This window comes from Gaetbulibacter saemankumensis DSM 17032 (genome assembly GCF_000425645.1).
GTDB lineage: Bacteria > Bacteroidota > Bacteroidia > Flavobacteriales > Flavobacteriaceae > Gaetbulibacter > Gaetbulibacter saemankumensis.
The window spans coordinates 54,457-73,242 of the sequence record NZ_AUDV01000007.1 but is presented as its reverse complement, the minus strand read 5'-3'; the positions used below and the strand labels follow the sequence as shown (position 1 = coordinate 73,242).

Below are 18,786 nucleotides of genomic sequence, written 5' to 3'. Positions count from 1 at the left end.
AATCAAAACAAACTCTTAACCACAGCATGAAAACCTATGGCATTAATTTCGTTTTCAATGGCTTTAAGCGTTACAATTTTTGATGTGTGAACAGTAAATTCTTTAGGGTACACACCATAATTAATCTCAACATCTTTTATCCCTTCTACCCTTAAAATTGCCTTTTTTATTCTTTCTAGATCTTTATCCTCTTTAGCATCGGTTACGAAAGATTTGCCATAGTCACCGGGGATTATATTTTCAGAAATAAGACTCATAATTTAAGTATCTATAAATTAAACAATTAAGATTCTATTTAACTATTCATAGTACGATAACTAGTAAGATTCCTTTTAACAAGTTACAAATTAGCCTCCATCTTTGCAAACTTTATTATAGCCAAAATAGCACTAAACCCAATTAATGTCATAGATTTTTCAGAAATCCTTCTTCCTAAATTTATCCTATTTCGTTTTTAACATTTTTAAAGAAAACCATGCTAGCAGAACCATGATTACAACCATAATAACCCAAAGCCAAATCTTATTTTTGAATAGACCTGTATTTTTTTGAATGTCATTTTTTATGATAATTTCCTCTTCTCCTGTATCAATGAGATTAAGCTCTTTTGGTATTTTAGAACGAAAGTTCTTAATATCGTAATCTGGACTTAAAGCTTCCAAATTCCCATAAACTAAATAATAACTGGCGGCCCCATTAAATCGAGCTACCAATTGATGCTCATATCCCTTAACTATAGCCGAACCAAAATTTAAAGGTTCATTATTTAGATTAAAAACAGTAATTCTAAGTTGCTTTAAAATGCTGCTTTTGAATTTAAATTCGTTCTTTTCAAGAGAACTTATAGTGCCTTGAAACAAAGTTTTGAACTTATACCTCATCCCCTTTTCTGTTCGAATACTATCTGAAATATAGTCTATTGTTACTGGACGATAATAATCGAAATCATTAATTACAGATAATTTTAGAAAACTAACCGGAACTGCATGTTTAAGATCTATATTCACCATGGTGTTATGTAGTTCTTCATCTTCACTAACCTCAAAATTCTTTATTTGAAATGTTTTATAATGGCTATTTAAAGTGTCATGAAAGACAAGCTTTGCATGAGCCAGTAATGGCTTTTGTTCAGAATTAACTAAAAGTCGAAGAAACTTAAACTTCGCACTTGGTATATTAACTTTAGTGAACTGATAATTGGTATCTTCATTTACAATAGATAAAATACGATAATCTTCTGTTATGGTAAACCATTCCTGTTGATTCTGACTGCCTTCAAGGGTAATCCGCCAATCAAAATTCTGCTGCTCAAAATTTAATTTTATTTGATTAATAACATCTTGAGAAGGTACTTCTAAAGTAAAAAAATAGCCCTCCTTATTACGGGCAGTATTAATTATTTTAAATTCAACGTCACGTTCAAAACGCTTTCCTTTTAATGGTTGAAGTAAATACGGAACTTCAACGGTATCTTTTTCAGAAGTGATTCCATAAATTCTAATATCATTTAACCCTGATTGTAAATTCTCAAATAAAGCCTCAGGCAAAATAATTTGGTTCCAAATACCATCAATTCCTGTTAATTTGCGTTTAAATTGATAATCCTGCATTTGTCCGAAAGCAGGAAAACAATATAGCCCAACTAAAAGCAGCAATATTTTAATTCTTAATATCATCGGTTATTTTGTGTTTAAACTTATTATATAAGAATGAAATAATTAACAACAACACACCTAAGGATAAGAATACGATGGTTTTAGACAATGTATTTAAATGCGAAATATCATAAAAGAATAGTTTTAGAAGTGTGATTGCAAAAATAACAATGGCTCCAATACGCAAATACTTTTTGCTTTTCCAAATTCCTAAGGCAATTAAAAACAAGGCGTAAACACCCCAAAGTATGCTTAACCCTAATTTATAAGATTCTTTAAAATCAGCCATATCCAACCAATGAATTAATTCACTACTTGCAACCCATAAAATACAAATAAATAATAGCATGTCGAATGCTGCATTTAATTGAATTTTTATAAAATCAGTTCGGATATATTTATAACACGCGAAAAGCCCCAATCCTAAAAACAGCAGGGATGTATATCGAATCACGATATTATAAACACCTATGTTATAATAATCACCTAATACTTGATTTAAGTAGCTATCACGCAATTCGCTAATAACATATAACCCCTGAAATAAAAATAATAATACGGTAAATGCCAATAGCAATAAATTAATATGGCCTAATAATTTACTTTTTATTTTATTTATGTTCAAGAATGCCAAAGCGCTAACAAAGAATAAAGAATAATTCAACACCCACAAAACTCTAAACTTTCTCAAATCGTAATTAGCCTGTGTCACTTGATTACCAATTTCCAGTTTAGAATCATGATAACGGTTAAACCAGTAATTCTCGATCTCTAATCTTAAAGCGTAATATAAAACCACTAAAAGCACCGCTGGAATTAAATAGGATATCATTTTATATAGATCAGAACGTACCGGGGAAGCGTACTTTTCATTTCTATTCAAGTTGAATATAAACCCAAATGCTACAATAAATAAAACAGAGGTCAGGAAATGTATATTAAGTATGGGGTTTATTTTTACTACCATATCTTTATAGTAATTTTGGTGGTAGTCGACAGACCAATCCTGAAAAATACTAAAAACCGCTAAAATCATTAGTGGATAAGCAATGTATTCATATACTGGTAACCCTTTTGTTCTTCCAATCCAGAAAAGCAAAGCACCTTCTCCAACCCATAGCAAGGTGACCCAATTACCATCAAGCTGCACAGGAATAGTTATAGTAATAAAAACCAATACCAAACCTGAAACCAGATAAAATAGATTTTTGTCACCTAACTTCTGCTTATAAATAATAACACTAACTATAAAATGAACAATGCCATTACACAAAGTGAAGACTCCTAAAAGCTGAGACCCTACCTCATGACTTTCCAGAATACCATATCCAAAACCATAAAAAACAAAGGAATTAGCTAAGAGCATTAAAATATCTGTAATCTGAAACTGTTCCTTCTTAATTAATTTAAACACCAAAAAGGCTGCATAAAATATGGTAAAAAAGATGATAATAAAGGTCAAGGCTACTCCAAAATATACACCTGAAGAATAACTATAAAGCTGCCATGAAGCATATATTAACCAGGTAATCACAAAAGATGATAAGTAAAGAGGTTTCCAGTATTTTTTTATAGCTATTACTAATATTCCCCCATTAATTATAACCATATAACTAAATAAAATTGTAGCATTTCCAGACTCTTCACTTAACAAAAACGGCACGGCATAGGCGCCAACCAATCCTATATGAGCTATAACCTGTTTATTATAATGTAAAGCAGCAATAACAGAAAAAATGGTAAAAACTACCATAAAAACAAAGGCTACTACCTGAGGAAATAACATATAAAAACTATAGGCTGCATAAGTCATGAAATACATAATACTAATAGCTCCACTTACCAAAACGGCGCTAAAATTTTCATATGACGTTTTAAGTTTTATGCCAAATCCCAAAAGTCCGACACCTACAAGATAGCCTAAAATAATTCGGGTTAAGGGACTAATTAAATTGTGTTCAATGGAATATTTAGCTCCTATTGCTACCCCTATAATGATAATTATAATTCCTATTTTATTGATTAAATTTTCGCCAATAAATTTTTCTAAATCTGAACTTGGTATCGTTTTACTCTTATGAGGTTCCTTTAATGGTAGGTTGATAATACTTCTATTTTCTGAAGGAATAAAAATCCACAATATTATATACAGTAAAAACCCTATTCCAAAAAAGACAGAAAAAATCAAAAATAGAATTCGAATAATTATTCTATGAATTCCCAAATAATCAGCTATTCCAGCACAAACACCGCCTAAAACCTTATGACTTAAATTTCGTCTAAACTTGTTTGTTTTTATGGATGTTTCCTTAACAGACACCTTCTCTTTTGAAGTATCTTCAACCTCTAAATTAGCAGGGTGTTCTTTTGTCTGTGAAGCTCTTAGTTGAAGAATTTCGGTTTTCAAAGCGTTCACTTCTTTAGAGAAATCTTCTTGCTTTTTTAATAACAGCTCCAATCTACTTAGAAGGAGATTCAGTTGATTTTGATTGCTCATAATTTAAATTAAGCTAGTTGGTTCTAACAATATCCATAATTTTACACAAATACGACGTAAATGTTTTAAGTAATTTATTATTTGAACACATCCAAACTTCAAAACACCTAATATTCATTGTTACAGCAAAAGCCTGTATTGATTAAACTAATTTACCTTTTTAATTTACAGTTTACTCATTACAAACTATTGCTATTTTCGTTGTATACACTAATCTCAAACATTTAAAATCTAGGTATCAAACCTTAACAGCCTCAAGGCATTTAATACCACCAATACCGTAGATCCTTCATGACCCACTACGGCGGGACCAATATCTATAATACCCATTATAGTTAAAGGCACTAAAAAGCCTACCATACCGAGGCTTATCACCAAATTTTGTTTGATAATCCGTTTAGCTTTACGGCTCAATCCAATGGCAAAGGGAAGGTTATCAAGTGTGTCGGCCATTAAGGCAATATCGGCCGTTTCCAAAGCCACGTCCGATCCAGCTGCTCCCATCGCAATCCCTACTGTGCTAATAGCCATAGCCGGAGCATCATTTACGCCATCTCCTACCATAGCTACCATCCCCAACTCTAATTTCAACCGTTTAATAGCACTTACTTTTTCTTCAGGCAGCAAACTGCCTAACGGATCGGTTATCCCAATATTTTTAGCAATAGCATCAGCCACCTTTTGATTATCACCGGTGAGCATAACCATTCGTTCAATATTCATATTTTTGAGAGTGGTTAAAGTGGCTGCAGCCTCTGGTCTGGCAATATCCATTACAGAAACAATGCCCATATAAATATCATCTCTATGAACAATCATAGCCGTATGTCCTGTGGACTCTAGTTCCGCCATCTCTAAATCGATTGCTTCAGGCACTTTCTTGCCTGTTAACTCTACAAATAAGCGTCTGTTGCCAATATGTACTATACTGTTTCCTAAACTTGCCTGAATTCCTCGTGCCATAAGAGCTTTTAAATTTTCGGCTTTTGTAAAAACATCCATTTTAAGCTCTTCCTTTGCTCCTTCAACTATAGCAGCCGCCAAAGGATGATCACTTAAGGCTTCAACAGCAACAGCCACCTTTAGCAAATCTGACCTCGTAGTATTTCCAAAGGGAATGACATTTGTAAGCATGGGTTTTCCTTTGGTAAGGGTACCTGTTTTATCGAAAGCAATGGCTTTTATCCCTCCTAAGTCTTCCAATGGGCGCCCACCTTTAATTAAAACACCCTGACGCGCGGCACGGGCAATACCTGCTAGTACCGCACTTGGTGTTGAAATAGCCAAAGCACAAGGTGAAGCCGCAATCAGTACCGAAAGTGCCCTGTAAAAACTAACCTGAAATGTTTCATCAACTATTAAAAAGGCAAACATCATCAGTAATACCAAAATCAAAACCAATGGTACGTAATACTTTTCGAATTTATCGGCTAAATGTTGGGTTGGTGACTTTTGTGTTTCGGCTTCTTTAACTAATGTTATGAGTCGAGACAGGGTACTGTCTTTTGCTTGCTTTAACACTTTAATTTCCAATATTCCATTACCGTTAAGGGTCCCGGCAAAAACACGGTGTTCAGCAGATAGGTTTTTAATCTCGTTCACCTGTTCCCAATCCAGACTTGGCCGTTTATCAACTGGTAAACTCTCTCCCGTAATGGACGCCTGATTAACAGGACTACTGCCCTTAATAACAACACCATCGGCAGCAATTTTAGAATTAGGTTTCACAACAATGATATCGCCTATATTAAGGGCCTCAATAGACACTTCTACCAATTCGCCCTCACTTTTTAAAAGTGCTACAGGAGGCACTAAATCGGCTAAAGCAGCTATAGATTTTCGTGCCTTTTGCATGGCATAATGCTCTAGGGCATGCCCTAAACTGAATAAAAATAAAAGCAAGGCCCCTTCACCCCATTTCCCTAAAGCACCAGCACCTATTGCTGCAAAGAGCATAAGAAAATCTATTTCAAACTTACCTTTAAAAAGGTCATTACCCGCGGTTATAAACGTAAAAACACCACCAAATACAGCAGAAATTATATAAAAAATAACGGAAAACGTTCCAAAAATATCTGGTAACAGGTAACAAACAACACCTGTAAACCAAAAAACACCGCTAGTAATTGCGAAATAAAGCTCTGTATTTGTACCAAATAAATTCAGGATGGAAAGCTGATGTTCATGATGATCGACTCTATGACTATTATCTTTATCATGAGTCACATCTTTTATATGAAAACCCAACTTTTGAATTGATGATAGAATTTCTGCAACACTAGTGTCGTGAGGGTTCCATCTTAAATAAACAATCCCTGAAGTTGAAATTGCAACTTCATTTATCCCATTACGCTTACTCAAAATCTGTTCAATTCTACGGGCTTTACGTGGGTTTTTAAGCTCATTTATTTCAATTTGAAGCTTATTCATGAGGATACAGCTATATAAAAAGACTACACGAATTCGATTCTATACTTTACAAGGTCAAACACTAAATACAAGTAAACCAATATATACGAGTCTATTTTTTATCGTATCCTAAAGATACTCAATAAGATTCAATTTCCGACAGAAAAAGGGCCATACAAAACATAAAAAACTACATTATAACCTGTTTTAATTTGGACTATTTATGCATTAGGTGCCTATTTCAAAATTAACAATATTGATAAACTAATTAATTATAATTTCTTTGTTAAATAATACTTATACACCATGATTAGAGAACAGTAATTATGCAACGTTGTTATGATATGGAGAAACTATTTAAACGCTTTGATATGATTATTTATTCTGTTATTAACCCTTTGATTTCAACCTTCCTTTTTTACTCTGAATAGTACAGTATTTCATAAATCTTATACGTGTAATTTCTTTAAAATCTAAAAGTTACTTATATTTAAAACATGAGCCTGTTTAACTTTTATTAGAAACACAATAAATTAGTAACAAAAGTATCTTTATGTGGATACATCATTTTATTAGCTTTTAACTATTTTTGTACCTTAATTAAAAATCATGCCTAATGAAAAAACTAAAGGAACGCTGGGATATAGAACATAATTGGGAAATCGTTATTATTTGTATCGTATTTGCTATTACTGGATCTACCGCTTCTTACATTGGCAAACCCATATTAAATTATCTAAATATTACCTCCGAATCTTTTACACCAGTAGGTTATTGGGTTATTCGTATTGTTGTACTTTTTATTATGTACCAAATTATGTTAGTTTGTTTTGGCTGGTTATTTGGACAATACAAATTTTTCTGGAATTTTGAGAAAAAAATGCTACGTCGTATAGGACTAAAGCGTCTTGTTGATTAATGCAACGCATAAAACAACATATCATTACCAAAATTCTAACTACGGTATTAGCATGCTTGCTGTTAACGCCGATAATTACTGAATTTACCCACCTATTCTCTCACCATAAACATGATATATGTTTAAATGAAGTCTCGCATGATCATCTTCATGAATTAAATATTGATTGTCATTTTTACGATTATAAAATCACATCTCTTTATGACTTTCAATTATTTAAACACATCATATTTTATCCAATTGAAGTTTCCACAAGTGTTGTATCGCAATATTATTTTATAAGCAAATTTCAACGACAACAAACCTTCTTAAGAGGCCCTCCCTACACTATTTAATATCTGTTATTTATACTGAAAATCATCAGTTATTTTTTATGAATATTAAATATAAAACATGAAACACCTATTAAACATTTTGCTTTTATTAGCAGTAACTAATATATATTCCCAAAACGAAATTAAAGGTACTGTTATTGATGCGAATACCAATGAAACACTTCCTCTAGTTAACATTTATTTTCCCGATATAGAAAGAGGAACTACGACCAACGATACAGGACACTTTAGTTTGAATAATTTACCCAATGGAAATTACGACATGGTTATTTCCTTTATAGGGTATAAAACACAATCTTTAAAAATAGACATCCCAAGTAAATTACCTCTTAATATTAGTCTTTCACCTTCTGCAATTGAAATGGAAGATATTATTATATCGACACCTTTTCATAAACTGCAAAGTGAAAATGTGATGAAGGTTGAACAAAAAAGTATTGCCGAATTAAAAACCTCTGGCGCCATCAGTTTAGCCGATGGAATCTCCAATATCGCAGGTGTTAATAATGTTAGCACCGGTATGGGTATTGGAAAGCCTGTTATTAGAGGTTTGAGCTCCAATCGCGTTATTGTGTATACCCAAGGCGTGCGTTTAGAAAACCAACAGTTTGGTGATGAACATGGTCTTGGATTAAATGATGCCGGTGTTGAAAGTGTTGAAGTTATTAAAGGTCCTGCCTCCCTACTCTATGGTAGCGACGCACTGGGAGGGGTATTATATTTAAACCCTGAAAAATTTGCTCCAATGAATTCAGATGCGGGCGACTTAAATGTAAATTATTTCAGTAACACTTTGGGTTATAATGCGAATGCCGGATATAAATCATCCAGTGACAATTTTAAATTATTGTTTAGAGCCAGCCAAACAGAACATTCTGATTATAAAACAAAAGATTACCGAGCTACCAATTCTAGATTTACCGAACAAGATTTTAAAGCTGGTATCGGGTATCAAGATAATAAGTTTAAAACTGATTTTCGCTATAACCTAAATCATTCCAAACTAGGTATCCCCGGATCTATTGGAGCACACTCTTTAGCTAAGTCACCATTACTGCCATATCAGAATATTACTAATCATGTATTTAGTTCAAAATCCACTTTGTTTTTTAACAACTCTAGGCTGGATATAAATTTAGGGTATATTTATAATGATAGAAAAGAGTTTGAAGAAGAACACCACCATGATCATGGTGCAGAAGAAGAGGAGGAAGATGATCATGACGATCACGATGATCACGATGATCACGAAGAAGATTTGGAAGCTGCCCTTCACATGAAATTAAAAACCTTCAATTATGATTTAAAATACAACCTACCGGAGCTTGGGAAATTTGAAACCATAGTTGGTATTCAAGGAATGAATCAAATTAACAGCAATTACGGGGAAGAATTTTTAATTCCAGATGCGATTACTAACGATTTTGGTGTTTTTGGAACTTCTCATATTCATTTTAATCGTGCCGATGTACAGTTAGGTATACGCTACGACCGTAGAACTCTAGACGTTCCAAACCTATTAAACAAAAACTACAATAGCTTTAATGGTGCTTTGGGCGTTAAAACCAATATTACAGAAAAACTAGTTGCCCGCGTAAATCTAGCTACAGGCTTTAGAGCCCCAAACTTAGCGGAGTTAACCTCCGATGGTGTGCACCACGGCACCAACCGCTATGAAATTGGTAATGTTAATTTGAATAATGAGCAAAACTTTCAAACCGATTTAGCAATTGAATACAAAAGGGACTATTTAGAATTTTTTGTGAATGGTTTTTATAACCTAGTAAATAATTACATCTATTTATTACCAACAGGAGATGTTATTAATGAAACCCCGGTTTACCAATACGCACAAAATGATGCGCGCTTATACGGTGGTGAAATGGGAATACATTTTCACCCATATAATGTGGAATGGCTTCATATTGAATCGAGCTTTGAAACAGTAACAGGAAAACAGTCTAACAATAATTATTTACCACTTATTCCTGCCAACTCCATAAACAATACAGTTCGTGTAGAATTTGAAAGGCCCTGGTTAACACAAGGGTATTCCTTTATTAAATTAGCTACTACATTTAAACAAGATAACGTGAGTGATTTTGAAACTCCAACGGCAGGATATAGCCTGTTAAGTGCTGGTATTGGAGGGAATATTAATTTATTTAATAATGAAACCACCATTAGAATATCGGGTACGAACCTAACAAACAAGTCTTACTTTAATCACTTATCCCGATTAAAATCAGACGGCATTTATAATATGGGAAGAAATATCAGTATTGGTATCAGCTATAAATTTTAAAACAAAAAATCCCTTTCTAAAATAGAAAGGGATTTTTTTATTCTTCTATGGTAGTCTGGTCTTCCTTTTTTATTAGAAAGGTATAAATCCACATTAAGGTAAAGGTTGGAATAATATCAAACCCTGGAAGTGCTTCCTCAACAAAAGCAATTCCTGCAGCTACTTTACCCGACTTGCCTTTATACAACTTAGTCATAAGCCAACCTGACACTGGTGCCCAAACTATATCGGCCAATTCACCAACTCCCGGAATCATGTAAGACACACAGCCTATGGCATCCAGAATGAGTCCAATAATAAGTTTTTTGTATTTACTCATAGTGTACATAAATTCAAACGTCTTACTAATGAGTTATTATTATTTACCAATTAATTTAAGGAATTCGTTACGGGTTTCAATCTTTTCGAACTGCCCTCTAAACCCTGAAGTAGTGGTTAGCGAATTTTGCTTTTGAACCCCACGCATCATCATACACATGTGTGCTGCCTCTATTACCACCGCGACACCCTGAGGTTTTAAAGTATCATTTATACAATCCAACACATCTTCCGTTAGGCGTTCCTGAACTTGTAAGCGTCGCGCAAACACATCAATAACGCGTGGTAATTTACTAAGACCTACAATATGACCGTCAGGAATATAAGCTATATGTGCTTTACCAAAAAACGGTAGCATATGGTGCTCGCAAAGTGAGTATATTTCAATATCTTTTACAATAACCATTTCATTATAACTCTCTTTAAACATGGCGCTTTTAAGAATTTCAACAGGATCCTGATGATATCCCTGAGTTAAAAACTGCATGGCTTTAGCAGCGCGTTCAGGAGTTTTAAGTAATCCTTCGCGGTTTATGTTTTCTCCTAAATCTTCAATAATACTTTTATATCGTGATTTCACATCATCGGTAACCTGCATATTATATTCTTCCAATTTCTTATAAGGCATCTTCAATTTTTAATTTAAATATAACGCATAAATAGGACAATCCAATAAAAACCAATCTTAATTGTACATCACAGCTTAAAGTAGTAAATTCACGCAGTTATTTTAAGGTATGATTCAAGCAAAAAATATTCACAAATTTTACGATAATTTAGAAGTTCTTAAAGGTGTCGATATTCATGTAAAAAAAAGCGAAGTTATTTCTATCGTTGGAGCCTCTGGGGCAGGAAAAACTACGCTATTGCAAATTCTGGGAACGCTGGATCGGGCATCAACTAAGACCCCCTATGAATTAGTCATCAATGGTATTGATATAAGTTCTCTTAATGACAAGGAACTAGCTAAATTCAGAAATGAACATATTGGTTTTATTTTTCAATTTCATCAATTATTACCGGAATTTACTGCTCTTGAGAATGTCTGCATACCGGCCTTTATAAAAGGCACTAAAAAAGATGCTGCAGAAAAACGTGCTAAAGAATTACTGGATTTCTTAGGATTGTCTCAGCGTTATAATCATAAGCCAAGTGAACTATCAGGGGGCGAACAACAACGGGTTTCGGTTGCTCGTGCTTTAATAAATAATCCGGATTTAATATTTGCTGATGAGCCTTCGGGTAATTTGGATAGCGAATCGGCTGAAAATCTTCACAACCTGTTTTTTAAACTACGTGATGAGTTTGGACAAACATTTGTTATTGTTACTCATAATGAAGAATTGGCCGATTTAGCGGATAGAAAACTTACCATGGTAGATGGTAATATTATGGTATAAATCAGACCTTCAAAAAAAATTCCGCTAATTAACTAGCGGAATGGTTTTTCCTAATACACTAATAGTTTTATTGGTATAGTTTAATTCTATATTTTTAATCAATCCTATTTCTACATCCATAATACCGGATTTGATACTTCTGGGTAATAAAGTAAAATGTAATGGGTCCCGAATCGATAATTTATAGTCTATTCCTTTGGTATTAACACCTGTTTGCTGTCCTCCCAACAGATACTCATCATCCCAGATATTAAATGGTGTATCGGCTCCTGCAATCCAGGTTCTAGTAGAGGTTTCCTGATAGGTTATAACCTCACCCATACTGGATGTTACCTTACCATCATTAATAGTTACGGTGTATTTTAAGTTCCCTTCAACTTCTCCCAAGTTTTCAACCACGTGGGTACCTTCTACTTTATAAGATTCGTGATAATAGTTATTAAATGTAGCCGTATGCACACTCCCTGCCACACGATACCAATTGGTAGAAACAACTTTAATTATACCTTTTCTGGTAATACCATCTTTACACAACACACCAGTACCATAATCGATCGTTGTGGTTTTTGGAAAGGTTGATAAATCAAAAGGCTCTACTGTTATTATCGGGCCCGTACTGGATTTTGAAAATGTCTTACTTTGAGCTGATGCCGATACTTCAGCCTCTAATATCGCACCTCCATTATTATTTCCTACATCCTGAAAAATTTTGTTAACTAAAACAGCTTCATTTAAAGATTTAATAATTTCGGTGGTTTCGCCGGCTTGATTTTTAATATCTTCTACTGTACAATTAAAAAGCAAACATGCTAGAATTGGGGCGATTAGCTTTTTCATAACATAAGTATTTTTGTGCTACTAAATAAACGCATTAAATTGAATTATATGTTATAATATTATAATTTTTTATCACCTCAACCTTGTTTAATGCATTTCATCGACACAATTAGCCGATACAGAAACAACAAAGTATTAAAATACACACAATTTTATAGCGTGATTTTACTTTATTAAAAGAGCTATTATGCCAAAAACAAGACTACAGCTAGCAAGGTAAAAAGGTAAGTTTCATCCATTTCACGTTTTTAATCTTCACCTGTTTAATTTATAATAACGGAGACTATGCAATAATCATTAAGACATGCTTTTTATTGATTCATTGCTTCAGTTTATATATGAGTTAACGATTACCGAATAATTAAACTTAATCTAATATTTTTGTAGCCATATGGATACTAATACAGTTATTTTAAGTACATCAGAATTAAAAGAGTTTCTGGACACTAAAGTTATTGAATATAACCAACCCAAATTCATAGACAGTGATCCAATACAAATTCCGCATCGTTATAATCTAAAAGAAGATATCGAAATTGCGGGCTTTATAAGTGCTACCATTGCCTGGGGAAACCGAAAAAGTATTATTAAAAATGCCAGCCGATTTATGGATTTTATGGGTAATGCACCTTATGATTTCGTTATGAACCACTCTGAAAATGACTTAGAGCAACTAAGCCCTTTTGTGCATCGAACATTTAATGGTGCAGATGCTATGCAATTTATTAAGTCCTTGAAACATATATATACGAATCATGGCGGACTGGAAAATGTATTTAGTAAGTATGCTTCTCCAGATTCTGTACAACCAGCCATATCGGTGTTTAAAAGTCTGTTTTTTGAAATAGATCATTTAAAGCGAACTGAAAAACACATAAGTGATCCATTAAAAAAATCGGCAGCCAAACGTATTAATATGTACCTGCGTTGGATGGTTAGAAATGACAACACGGGTGTTGATTTTGGCATATGGAATAGCCTCTCACCAGCACAACTCTCCTGCCCACTGGATGTGCATTCCGGTAATGTAGCAAGAAAGTTAGGTTTACTCAACAGAAAACAAAACGACGCTAAAGCTCTAAACGAACTTGATAACGCGCTTAGAGCACTAGACCCTAAAGACCCCGTAAAATACGACTTTGCTCTTTTTGGACTTGGTGTTTTTGAAGGGTTTTAAAATTTAAAAACTCTTTTAAATTGTTTGCCAATACAACAAAATTTCCTAGAACCTACTATTTCAAAACAGCTGTAGTTATAAACTTTTTTTATTTATATTTGCTTACATATTTGGCAATGAGGTCTGCCTTAAACCGTTCCGCTTGGATCTAATGACTTCTGCTTTTAATGGCTTATGCCGCTGTAGAATTATTTATTTAAGGCAATATGGACAGAACAAAAATCAAAAACTTTTTACTTTCAATAGAGCAAATTACCTCCCTAGCTTATCTTGTTAAATGGATTTTTATTACGCTAATGATTGGCGCCATTGCGGGTAGTTTATCAGCTTTTTTCCTTATTAGTTTAGATTGGGCTACCAATTGGCGGGAATCACATCTGTGGATTATAGCCTTATTACCAGCTGGAGGTTTTATTATTGGGTTGTTCTATCATTTATTTGGAGATAGCGTTGTAAAAGGAAACAATTTATTATTAGAGGAGTACCATTCCCCAAAAAAGATTATTCCTTTTCGAATGGCTCCCCTTGTTTTATTTGGTACTATTTTAACCCATTTTTTTGGTGGCTCGGCAGGACGTGAAGGTACAGCAGTGCAGATTGGTGGTGCCATTGCTGATAGATTCACCAAAATCCTTAATCTTTCAAAACGCGATAGAAAAATTGTTCTCATTGTAGGTACCAGTGCTGGTTTTGCCTCTGTTTTTGGAACGCCACTTGCTGGTGGTATTTTTGCTTTAGAGGTACTGATTTTAGGAAGAATACGGTTAGATGCCATTATTCCAAGTTTTATGGCGGCTGTTTTTGCGAATTACTTTTGTGAAATCTGGAATGTATCACATACGCATTACACCATTCATTCGGTTGCCGAAATGACCCCTGTAAACCTGTTATGGTCCTTATTAGCCGGTATAATTTTCGGACTAGTAGCGATGTTGTTTTCTAAATCAACACATTTCTGGAGCAATCTTTTTAAAACAAAAATTAAGTATCCCCCATTGCGTCCTGTTATTGGGGGGGCTATTTTGGCAATTACCATTTATTTAATGGGAACAACTAAATATATCGGACTAGGAATTCCTACCATTTTAGATGCCTTTAATGTCGATTTAAACGCTTATGATTTCCTGTTGAAAATTTTATTTACTTCGTTTACCTTAGGTGCGGGTTTTAAAGGTGGTGAAGTAACCCCCTTATTCTTTATAGGCGCTACCTTGGGTAATGTACTAATCTGGTTTATCCCTTTACCTATGGGACTTTTAGCCGGTATGGGTTTTGTAGCTGTTTTTGCAGGAGCCACCAATACACCTATAGCCTGTACCATTATGGGCATTGAACTTTTTGGTATAGAATCAGGTGTTTTTATTGCTTTGGCATGCTCTACTGCCTATCTGTTTTCCGGACATTCTGGAGTTTATTCTTCTCAAATTATAGGCAGTCCTAAAAACAACTCATTTTTAAGAGAAAAGGGCTTATCCTTATCTCAAATAAAAAACAAACGAATAAAGAAATAACATACCACAAACCACTTTAATCGATTAGTACTTAAGAATAAAAACTTAAGCACTAATCTTATCAAAATTTTATTTAGGTTTAAATCCCAATCTTATGCTCCCAAGAAGCACTATTAAACTATGTACGCCGGGTTTTATTTTAGCACATAGTAGTTTACAATCGCATCATAATTTAAGGCTGATAAGGCTTCTTGATTGTATTTAAGTATGGTATTATTAACTTCATCAAGCAATTGTCTGCTTAGAATAACCTACGCGCCCCTATTAAAAATACTTTAGAAAATAAATAGTACTTAATAGGCAAAGGCAAAAAACCATCCTAATAACCAATACTTTTTAAGTATAAAAAATTGATTTTTCATTAAATAGTTATCGAACGAATACTTCAAAAAAATACTCTAGGAAATAATCAGTACCTTAAAATTAACAATTCAGGCATCCTTTAAAAAAGCTCTTACCTCTTACTTTCAAATGATACACTTACAGATTAAACTATCTATTTTTCATATTTATCGGGCTCAATATGAATTAATACATGTCCTAGATTTGGTATTTTAGATCTCAAATAGTCCTTAAGATGATGAGAAATATCATGCCCTTCCTTTACCGAAATTTCACCATCTACAATGGCATGTAAATCTACATGATATTTCATTCCCGCTTTGCGAATAAAACATTTTTCTGTTCCCAATACTCCGGGAACCTTCATAGATTCCTCTCTAATTTCAGACAGCAAATCATCATATCTGTGCTCATCCATGATCTCCCCTAAAGCAGGTCTGAATATTAAATAGCTATTGTAAAGAATAAAAAAAGAGGCTAACAAAGCTGCCCAATCATCGGCTGTTTCATAGCCCTTTCCAAATATTAATGCCACCGAAATCCCAATAAAAGCCATAATAGAAGTGATAGCATCGCTTCTGTGATGCCAGGCATCCGCTTTAAGTGAAGAACTATTGGTCTCTTTACTTCTTTTTATAACAATTCTAAATGAAATTTCTTTCCATAAAATAATTCCAAATAGAACAATCAATGTCCAGGGTTCTGGAACTTTATGCGGGGTTTGTATGTTTTCTATACTTTTAAATGCAATTACCGACGCCGATATAACCAAAAAAGCGACAACTAAAAATGTAATTAATGGCTCTATTTTTCCATGTCCGTAAGGATGATTATCGTCTGCCGGTCGTTTCGCATATTTTAAACCAAATAAAACTAAAAGCGAAGCGAAGATATCTGTAATAGACTCAATAGCATCTGCGATTAAAGCATAAGAATGACCTAAGACTCCTGTAAGCCCTTTAATTATTGCCAAACTGGTATTTCCTATGATACTAAAGTAAGTCGCTCTTATAGCTTTTTCTTCGTTCTTCATTGAAAGGTATACATTATACGCGGTGGTTGGAATTACAGTAATAACCGACTTCATAGAAGTATGGGAGCAACTTACAAAATATTTACATTGTAAAAGATATAAGTGATTAAAAACTTACTTAACTTTTAATTGCCTTAAAAATCACTAACTTTATAAAACTTTATAGCTACCCTATCTGTTTACCATATACGTTTAATCTAAAAAAAGTATATGATGAAAAATCCATTTTTAAAAACACCCCTATCTTTCAATATAGCTATTCTTGTACTTTCAGGAATTATAAGTTGGTTTTGCTTATTAATGGGATTCGCGCATTTATTTGAAGGCATCCATCAAATTATTGAAGGTCGCGGTCCCGACATACCACTTATAGAATCCATTCTGGGCTCCATAATTGTATTTTATCTATGCCTTGTAGGTATTGCCGCTTTTATAATGGCCATAGCCTCTATAAAAGGGATCCTAAACAACTTACAGAAACACTAGACCCCAACTTAATCTTTTACAACCAATTCTACTATTCAGAATAACCTTTTACAGAGGCGCATAAGATACCATTCCTTTAATAGTCTCCATACTATTTTGCAGTAATAAGAATATACCTATAGATTATGACTTCAGGCTTGATTTTATTATTCAGACTGAACTATAGCATCTACCTCTATTTCTATCAACCACTCAGGATTGATAAATCGGGTAACTTGCATAACGGTATCTACTGGTTTTATTTTCTTAAAATATTCGGCTCTAACTTTAACAACCTTTTCCCAATCCTCAATTCTGGTAAGCATCATTCGTGTTCTTGTAACATCTTCTAAGCCTGAACCCGCTTTTTCCAATGCCTCCTTAATTATTTCTAAACATCTACGGGTTTGCATGGCTACATCTCCTATACCGATGGTTTTTCCATCGTCACCTACCGGCGCCGTGCCCCCGACAGAAATATATGGACCAACTTGTACGGCTCTACTAAACCCAATAACGTCTTCAAGGGGGTTTCCATTTGATATGAGCTTTCTTTTCATTTTCATAGCTGTTTTTAGTGTCATAAATTCAATTCTATTCTCAAAGACATGGAAAGATTTGAAAATGAATCATGTCTTCAATATAGCCAGAGCCTTTAATACAGATGCAACATCATTCAGCGTTTTAGTCCAATTCTTACGATACTTGTCTAAAAAATAAACTTCTTCCCTCTTATTTTAGAAATCCCGAAAATGACGTTTTCCTTGAAGTGCCAACTCATATTCGCTTTTACTCAAAATATTTTCATCCAACACCATATCGGTTTTGCACAAGGCATCTAAAAATTTATCTATTAATTCCGGATTATTTCTTACTTCTTCATTTAAATAATGGTAATCTACATTTATACATATAGCTCCAACAATACCCATATCGTCTTTATAAATGGGTATCGTGGTACATTTAAATTTTCTGGCACCTATATTCAGTTCGTAATTGAGTTTATCTTCCTTATTAGAGTTTCTTCGTTTTAAATCCATGACCAGATTGGTGGCCGGTGCTTCCACATTTCTTCCGGTAACATTATTTTTTATATGATACAAAGCTTTCGATGGATTGCTAAGATTATGCAATAAAATTTCAATGCCGCAATCCGGAAAACTATCTCCTATAAGTCTGACGATACGCTTATAATTTTCCAGAAACTGCAAAGAATCATCCAGTACTTTGTTGCCATTATAAAGCTTATAAAGTTTTTCATAATTATCTAAAGATGATGCATTTAATATTTGCCGAACATTATTTTGTTCTCCTATTAACACCAACTGCTTCCCCGCCTTATAATCCTTTGACTTAATTAAAAATGATACTGCCATGTTAAACTTATCGAAATCGAACTGAAGCATTTTCTTAGCATCTAAGGAGAAAGGATAAAACGGATAATTTTCCAAGGGGCTCCCCTGATTTTTCTTTCGTTCCTTATACCTACCATATAAAAAACCGATACCCACAAATACGGCCGAAGCAATTAAACCATATATAATATTTAAAAGTCCTTCAATCATAATATGAAATTGCGATAG

The 18,786-nt window shown here is 33.8% G+C and carries 16 protein-coding genes and 1 riboswitch; of the genes, 6 read left to right on the top strand and 10 right to left on the bottom strand.

The genetic code is table 11. The annotated features are described in order from the left end of the window. Positions 1-2: 2 nt before the first annotated feature. From H611_RS0104925 to H611_RS0104910, 4 genes are all read right to left on the bottom strand, one after another. Complete coding sequence (locus H611_RS0104925) at positions 3-257, bottom strand: heavy-metal-associated domain-containing protein (protein ID WP_027137309.1); 255 nt, start codon at positions 255-257, stop codon at positions 3-5. A 186-nt stretch (positions 258-443) separates the two neighbouring features. Further along, complete coding sequence (locus H611_RS0104920; RefSeq protein ID WP_027137308.1) at positions 444-1,676, bottom strand: DUF3999 family protein; 1,233 nt, start codon at positions 1,674-1,676, stop codon at positions 444-446. Beyond that, the gene (locus tag H611_RS0104915) at positions 1,660-4,152 is read right to left on the bottom strand and encodes a DUF2339 domain-containing protein (protein ID WP_027137307.1); all 2,493 of its coding nucleotides are present in this window, start codon (positions 4,150-4,152) and stop codon (positions 1,660-1,662) included. The genes H611_RS0104920 and H611_RS0104915 overlap by 17 nt, the downstream gene beginning before the upstream one ends. Before the next feature lie 231 nt (positions 4,153-4,383). Beyond that, the gene (locus tag H611_RS0104910) at positions 4,384-6,582 is read right to left on the bottom strand and encodes a heavy metal translocating P-type ATPase (RefSeq protein ID WP_027137306.1); all 2,199 of its coding nucleotides are present in this window, start codon (positions 6,580-6,582) and stop codon (positions 4,384-4,386) included. A 595-nt stretch (positions 6,583-7,177) separates the two neighbouring features. Here H611_RS0104910 and H611_RS0104905 point away from each other — a divergent pair. Further along, positions 7,178-7,480: a DUF6787 family protein gene (locus H611_RS0104905; RefSeq protein WP_027137305.1), complete on the top strand. Its 303-nt coding sequence runs from the start codon at positions 7,178-7,180 to the stop codon at positions 7,478-7,480. 393 nt (positions 7,481-7,873) lie between these two features. After that, positions 7,874-10,120, top strand: a complete 2,247-nt coding sequence (locus tag H611_RS0104900) for a TonB-dependent receptor (RefSeq protein ID WP_027137304.1) — start codon at positions 7,874-7,876, stop codon at positions 10,118-10,120. A 37-nt stretch (positions 10,121-10,157) separates the two neighbouring features. Here the strand turns inward: H611_RS0104900 and H611_RS0104895 are convergent, their stop codons facing one another. Together H611_RS0104895 and folE are read right to left on the bottom strand one after the other, a co-directional pair. Next, entirely contained in the window at positions 10,158-10,439 is a 282-nt protein-coding gene (locus H611_RS0104895; RefSeq protein ID WP_084158145.1) for a hypothetical protein, read from the bottom strand. A gap of 39 nt (positions 10,440-10,478) precedes the next feature. Then, complete coding sequence (gene folE / locus H611_RS0104890; protein ID WP_027137302.1) at positions 10,479-11,066, bottom strand: GTP cyclohydrolase I FolE; 588 nt, start codon at positions 11,064-11,066, stop codon at positions 10,479-10,481. 109 nt (positions 11,067-11,175) lie between these two features. Between folE and H611_RS0104885 the strand changes: the two genes are divergently transcribed. Continuing rightward, a complete protein-coding gene (locus H611_RS0104885) occupies positions 11,176-11,838 on the top strand; it encodes an ABC transporter ATP-binding protein (RefSeq protein WP_027137301.1) in 663 nt (220 codons plus the stop codon). Between the two features lie 24 nt (positions 11,839-11,862). Here the strand turns inward: H611_RS0104885 and H611_RS0104880 are convergent, their stop codons facing one another. Beyond that, positions 11,863-12,675: a hypothetical protein gene (locus H611_RS0104880; RefSeq protein WP_027137300.1), complete on the bottom strand. Its 813-nt coding sequence runs from the start codon at positions 12,673-12,675 to the stop codon at positions 11,863-11,865. A 391-nt stretch (positions 12,676-13,066) separates the two neighbouring features. Between H611_RS0104880 and H611_RS0104875 the strand changes: the two genes are divergently transcribed. Both H611_RS0104875 and H611_RS0104870 read left to right on the top strand, forming a co-directional pair. Beyond that, complete coding sequence (locus tag H611_RS0104875) at positions 13,067-13,852, top strand: TIGR02757 family protein (protein WP_027137299.1); 786 nt, start codon at positions 13,067-13,069, stop codon at positions 13,850-13,852. Between the two features lie 103 nt (positions 13,853-13,955). Beyond that, a riboswitch (Fluoride riboswitch) is annotated at positions 13,956-14,020 on the top strand. A gap of 38 nt (positions 14,021-14,058) precedes the next feature. After that, on the top strand, positions 14,059-15,363 hold the full coding sequence (locus H611_RS0104870; RefSeq protein WP_027137298.1) for a voltage-gated chloride channel family protein: 1,305 nt from the start codon (positions 14,059-14,061) through the stop codon (positions 15,361-15,363). Positions 15,364-15,859: 496 nt separating this feature from the next. Here H611_RS0104870 and H611_RS0104865 read toward each other — a convergent pair whose 3' ends face one another. Further along, a complete protein-coding gene (locus H611_RS0104865; protein ID WP_027137297.1) occupies positions 15,860-16,738 on the bottom strand; it encodes a cation diffusion facilitator family transporter in 879 nt (292 codons plus the stop codon). A 210-nt stretch (positions 16,739-16,948) separates the two neighbouring features. Here H611_RS0104865 and H611_RS0104860 point away from each other — a divergent pair, with 210 nt between their 5' ends. Beyond that, positions 16,949-17,224, top strand: a complete 276-nt coding sequence (locus tag H611_RS0104860) for a hypothetical protein (RefSeq protein WP_027137296.1) — start codon at positions 16,949-16,951, stop codon at positions 17,222-17,224. A gap of 146 nt (positions 17,225-17,370) precedes the next feature. Here H611_RS0104860 and H611_RS0104855 read toward each other — a convergent pair whose 3' ends face one another. Then, a complete protein-coding gene (locus tag H611_RS0104855; protein WP_035483507.1) occupies positions 17,371-17,763 on the bottom strand; it encodes a RidA family protein in 393 nt (130 codons plus the stop codon). A 177-nt stretch (positions 17,764-17,940) separates the two neighbouring features. Next, entirely contained in the window at positions 17,941-18,768 is an 828-nt protein-coding gene (locus H611_RS0104850; protein WP_027137294.1) for a PAS domain-containing protein, read from the bottom strand. Positions 18,769-18,786: the final 18 nt, after the last annotated feature.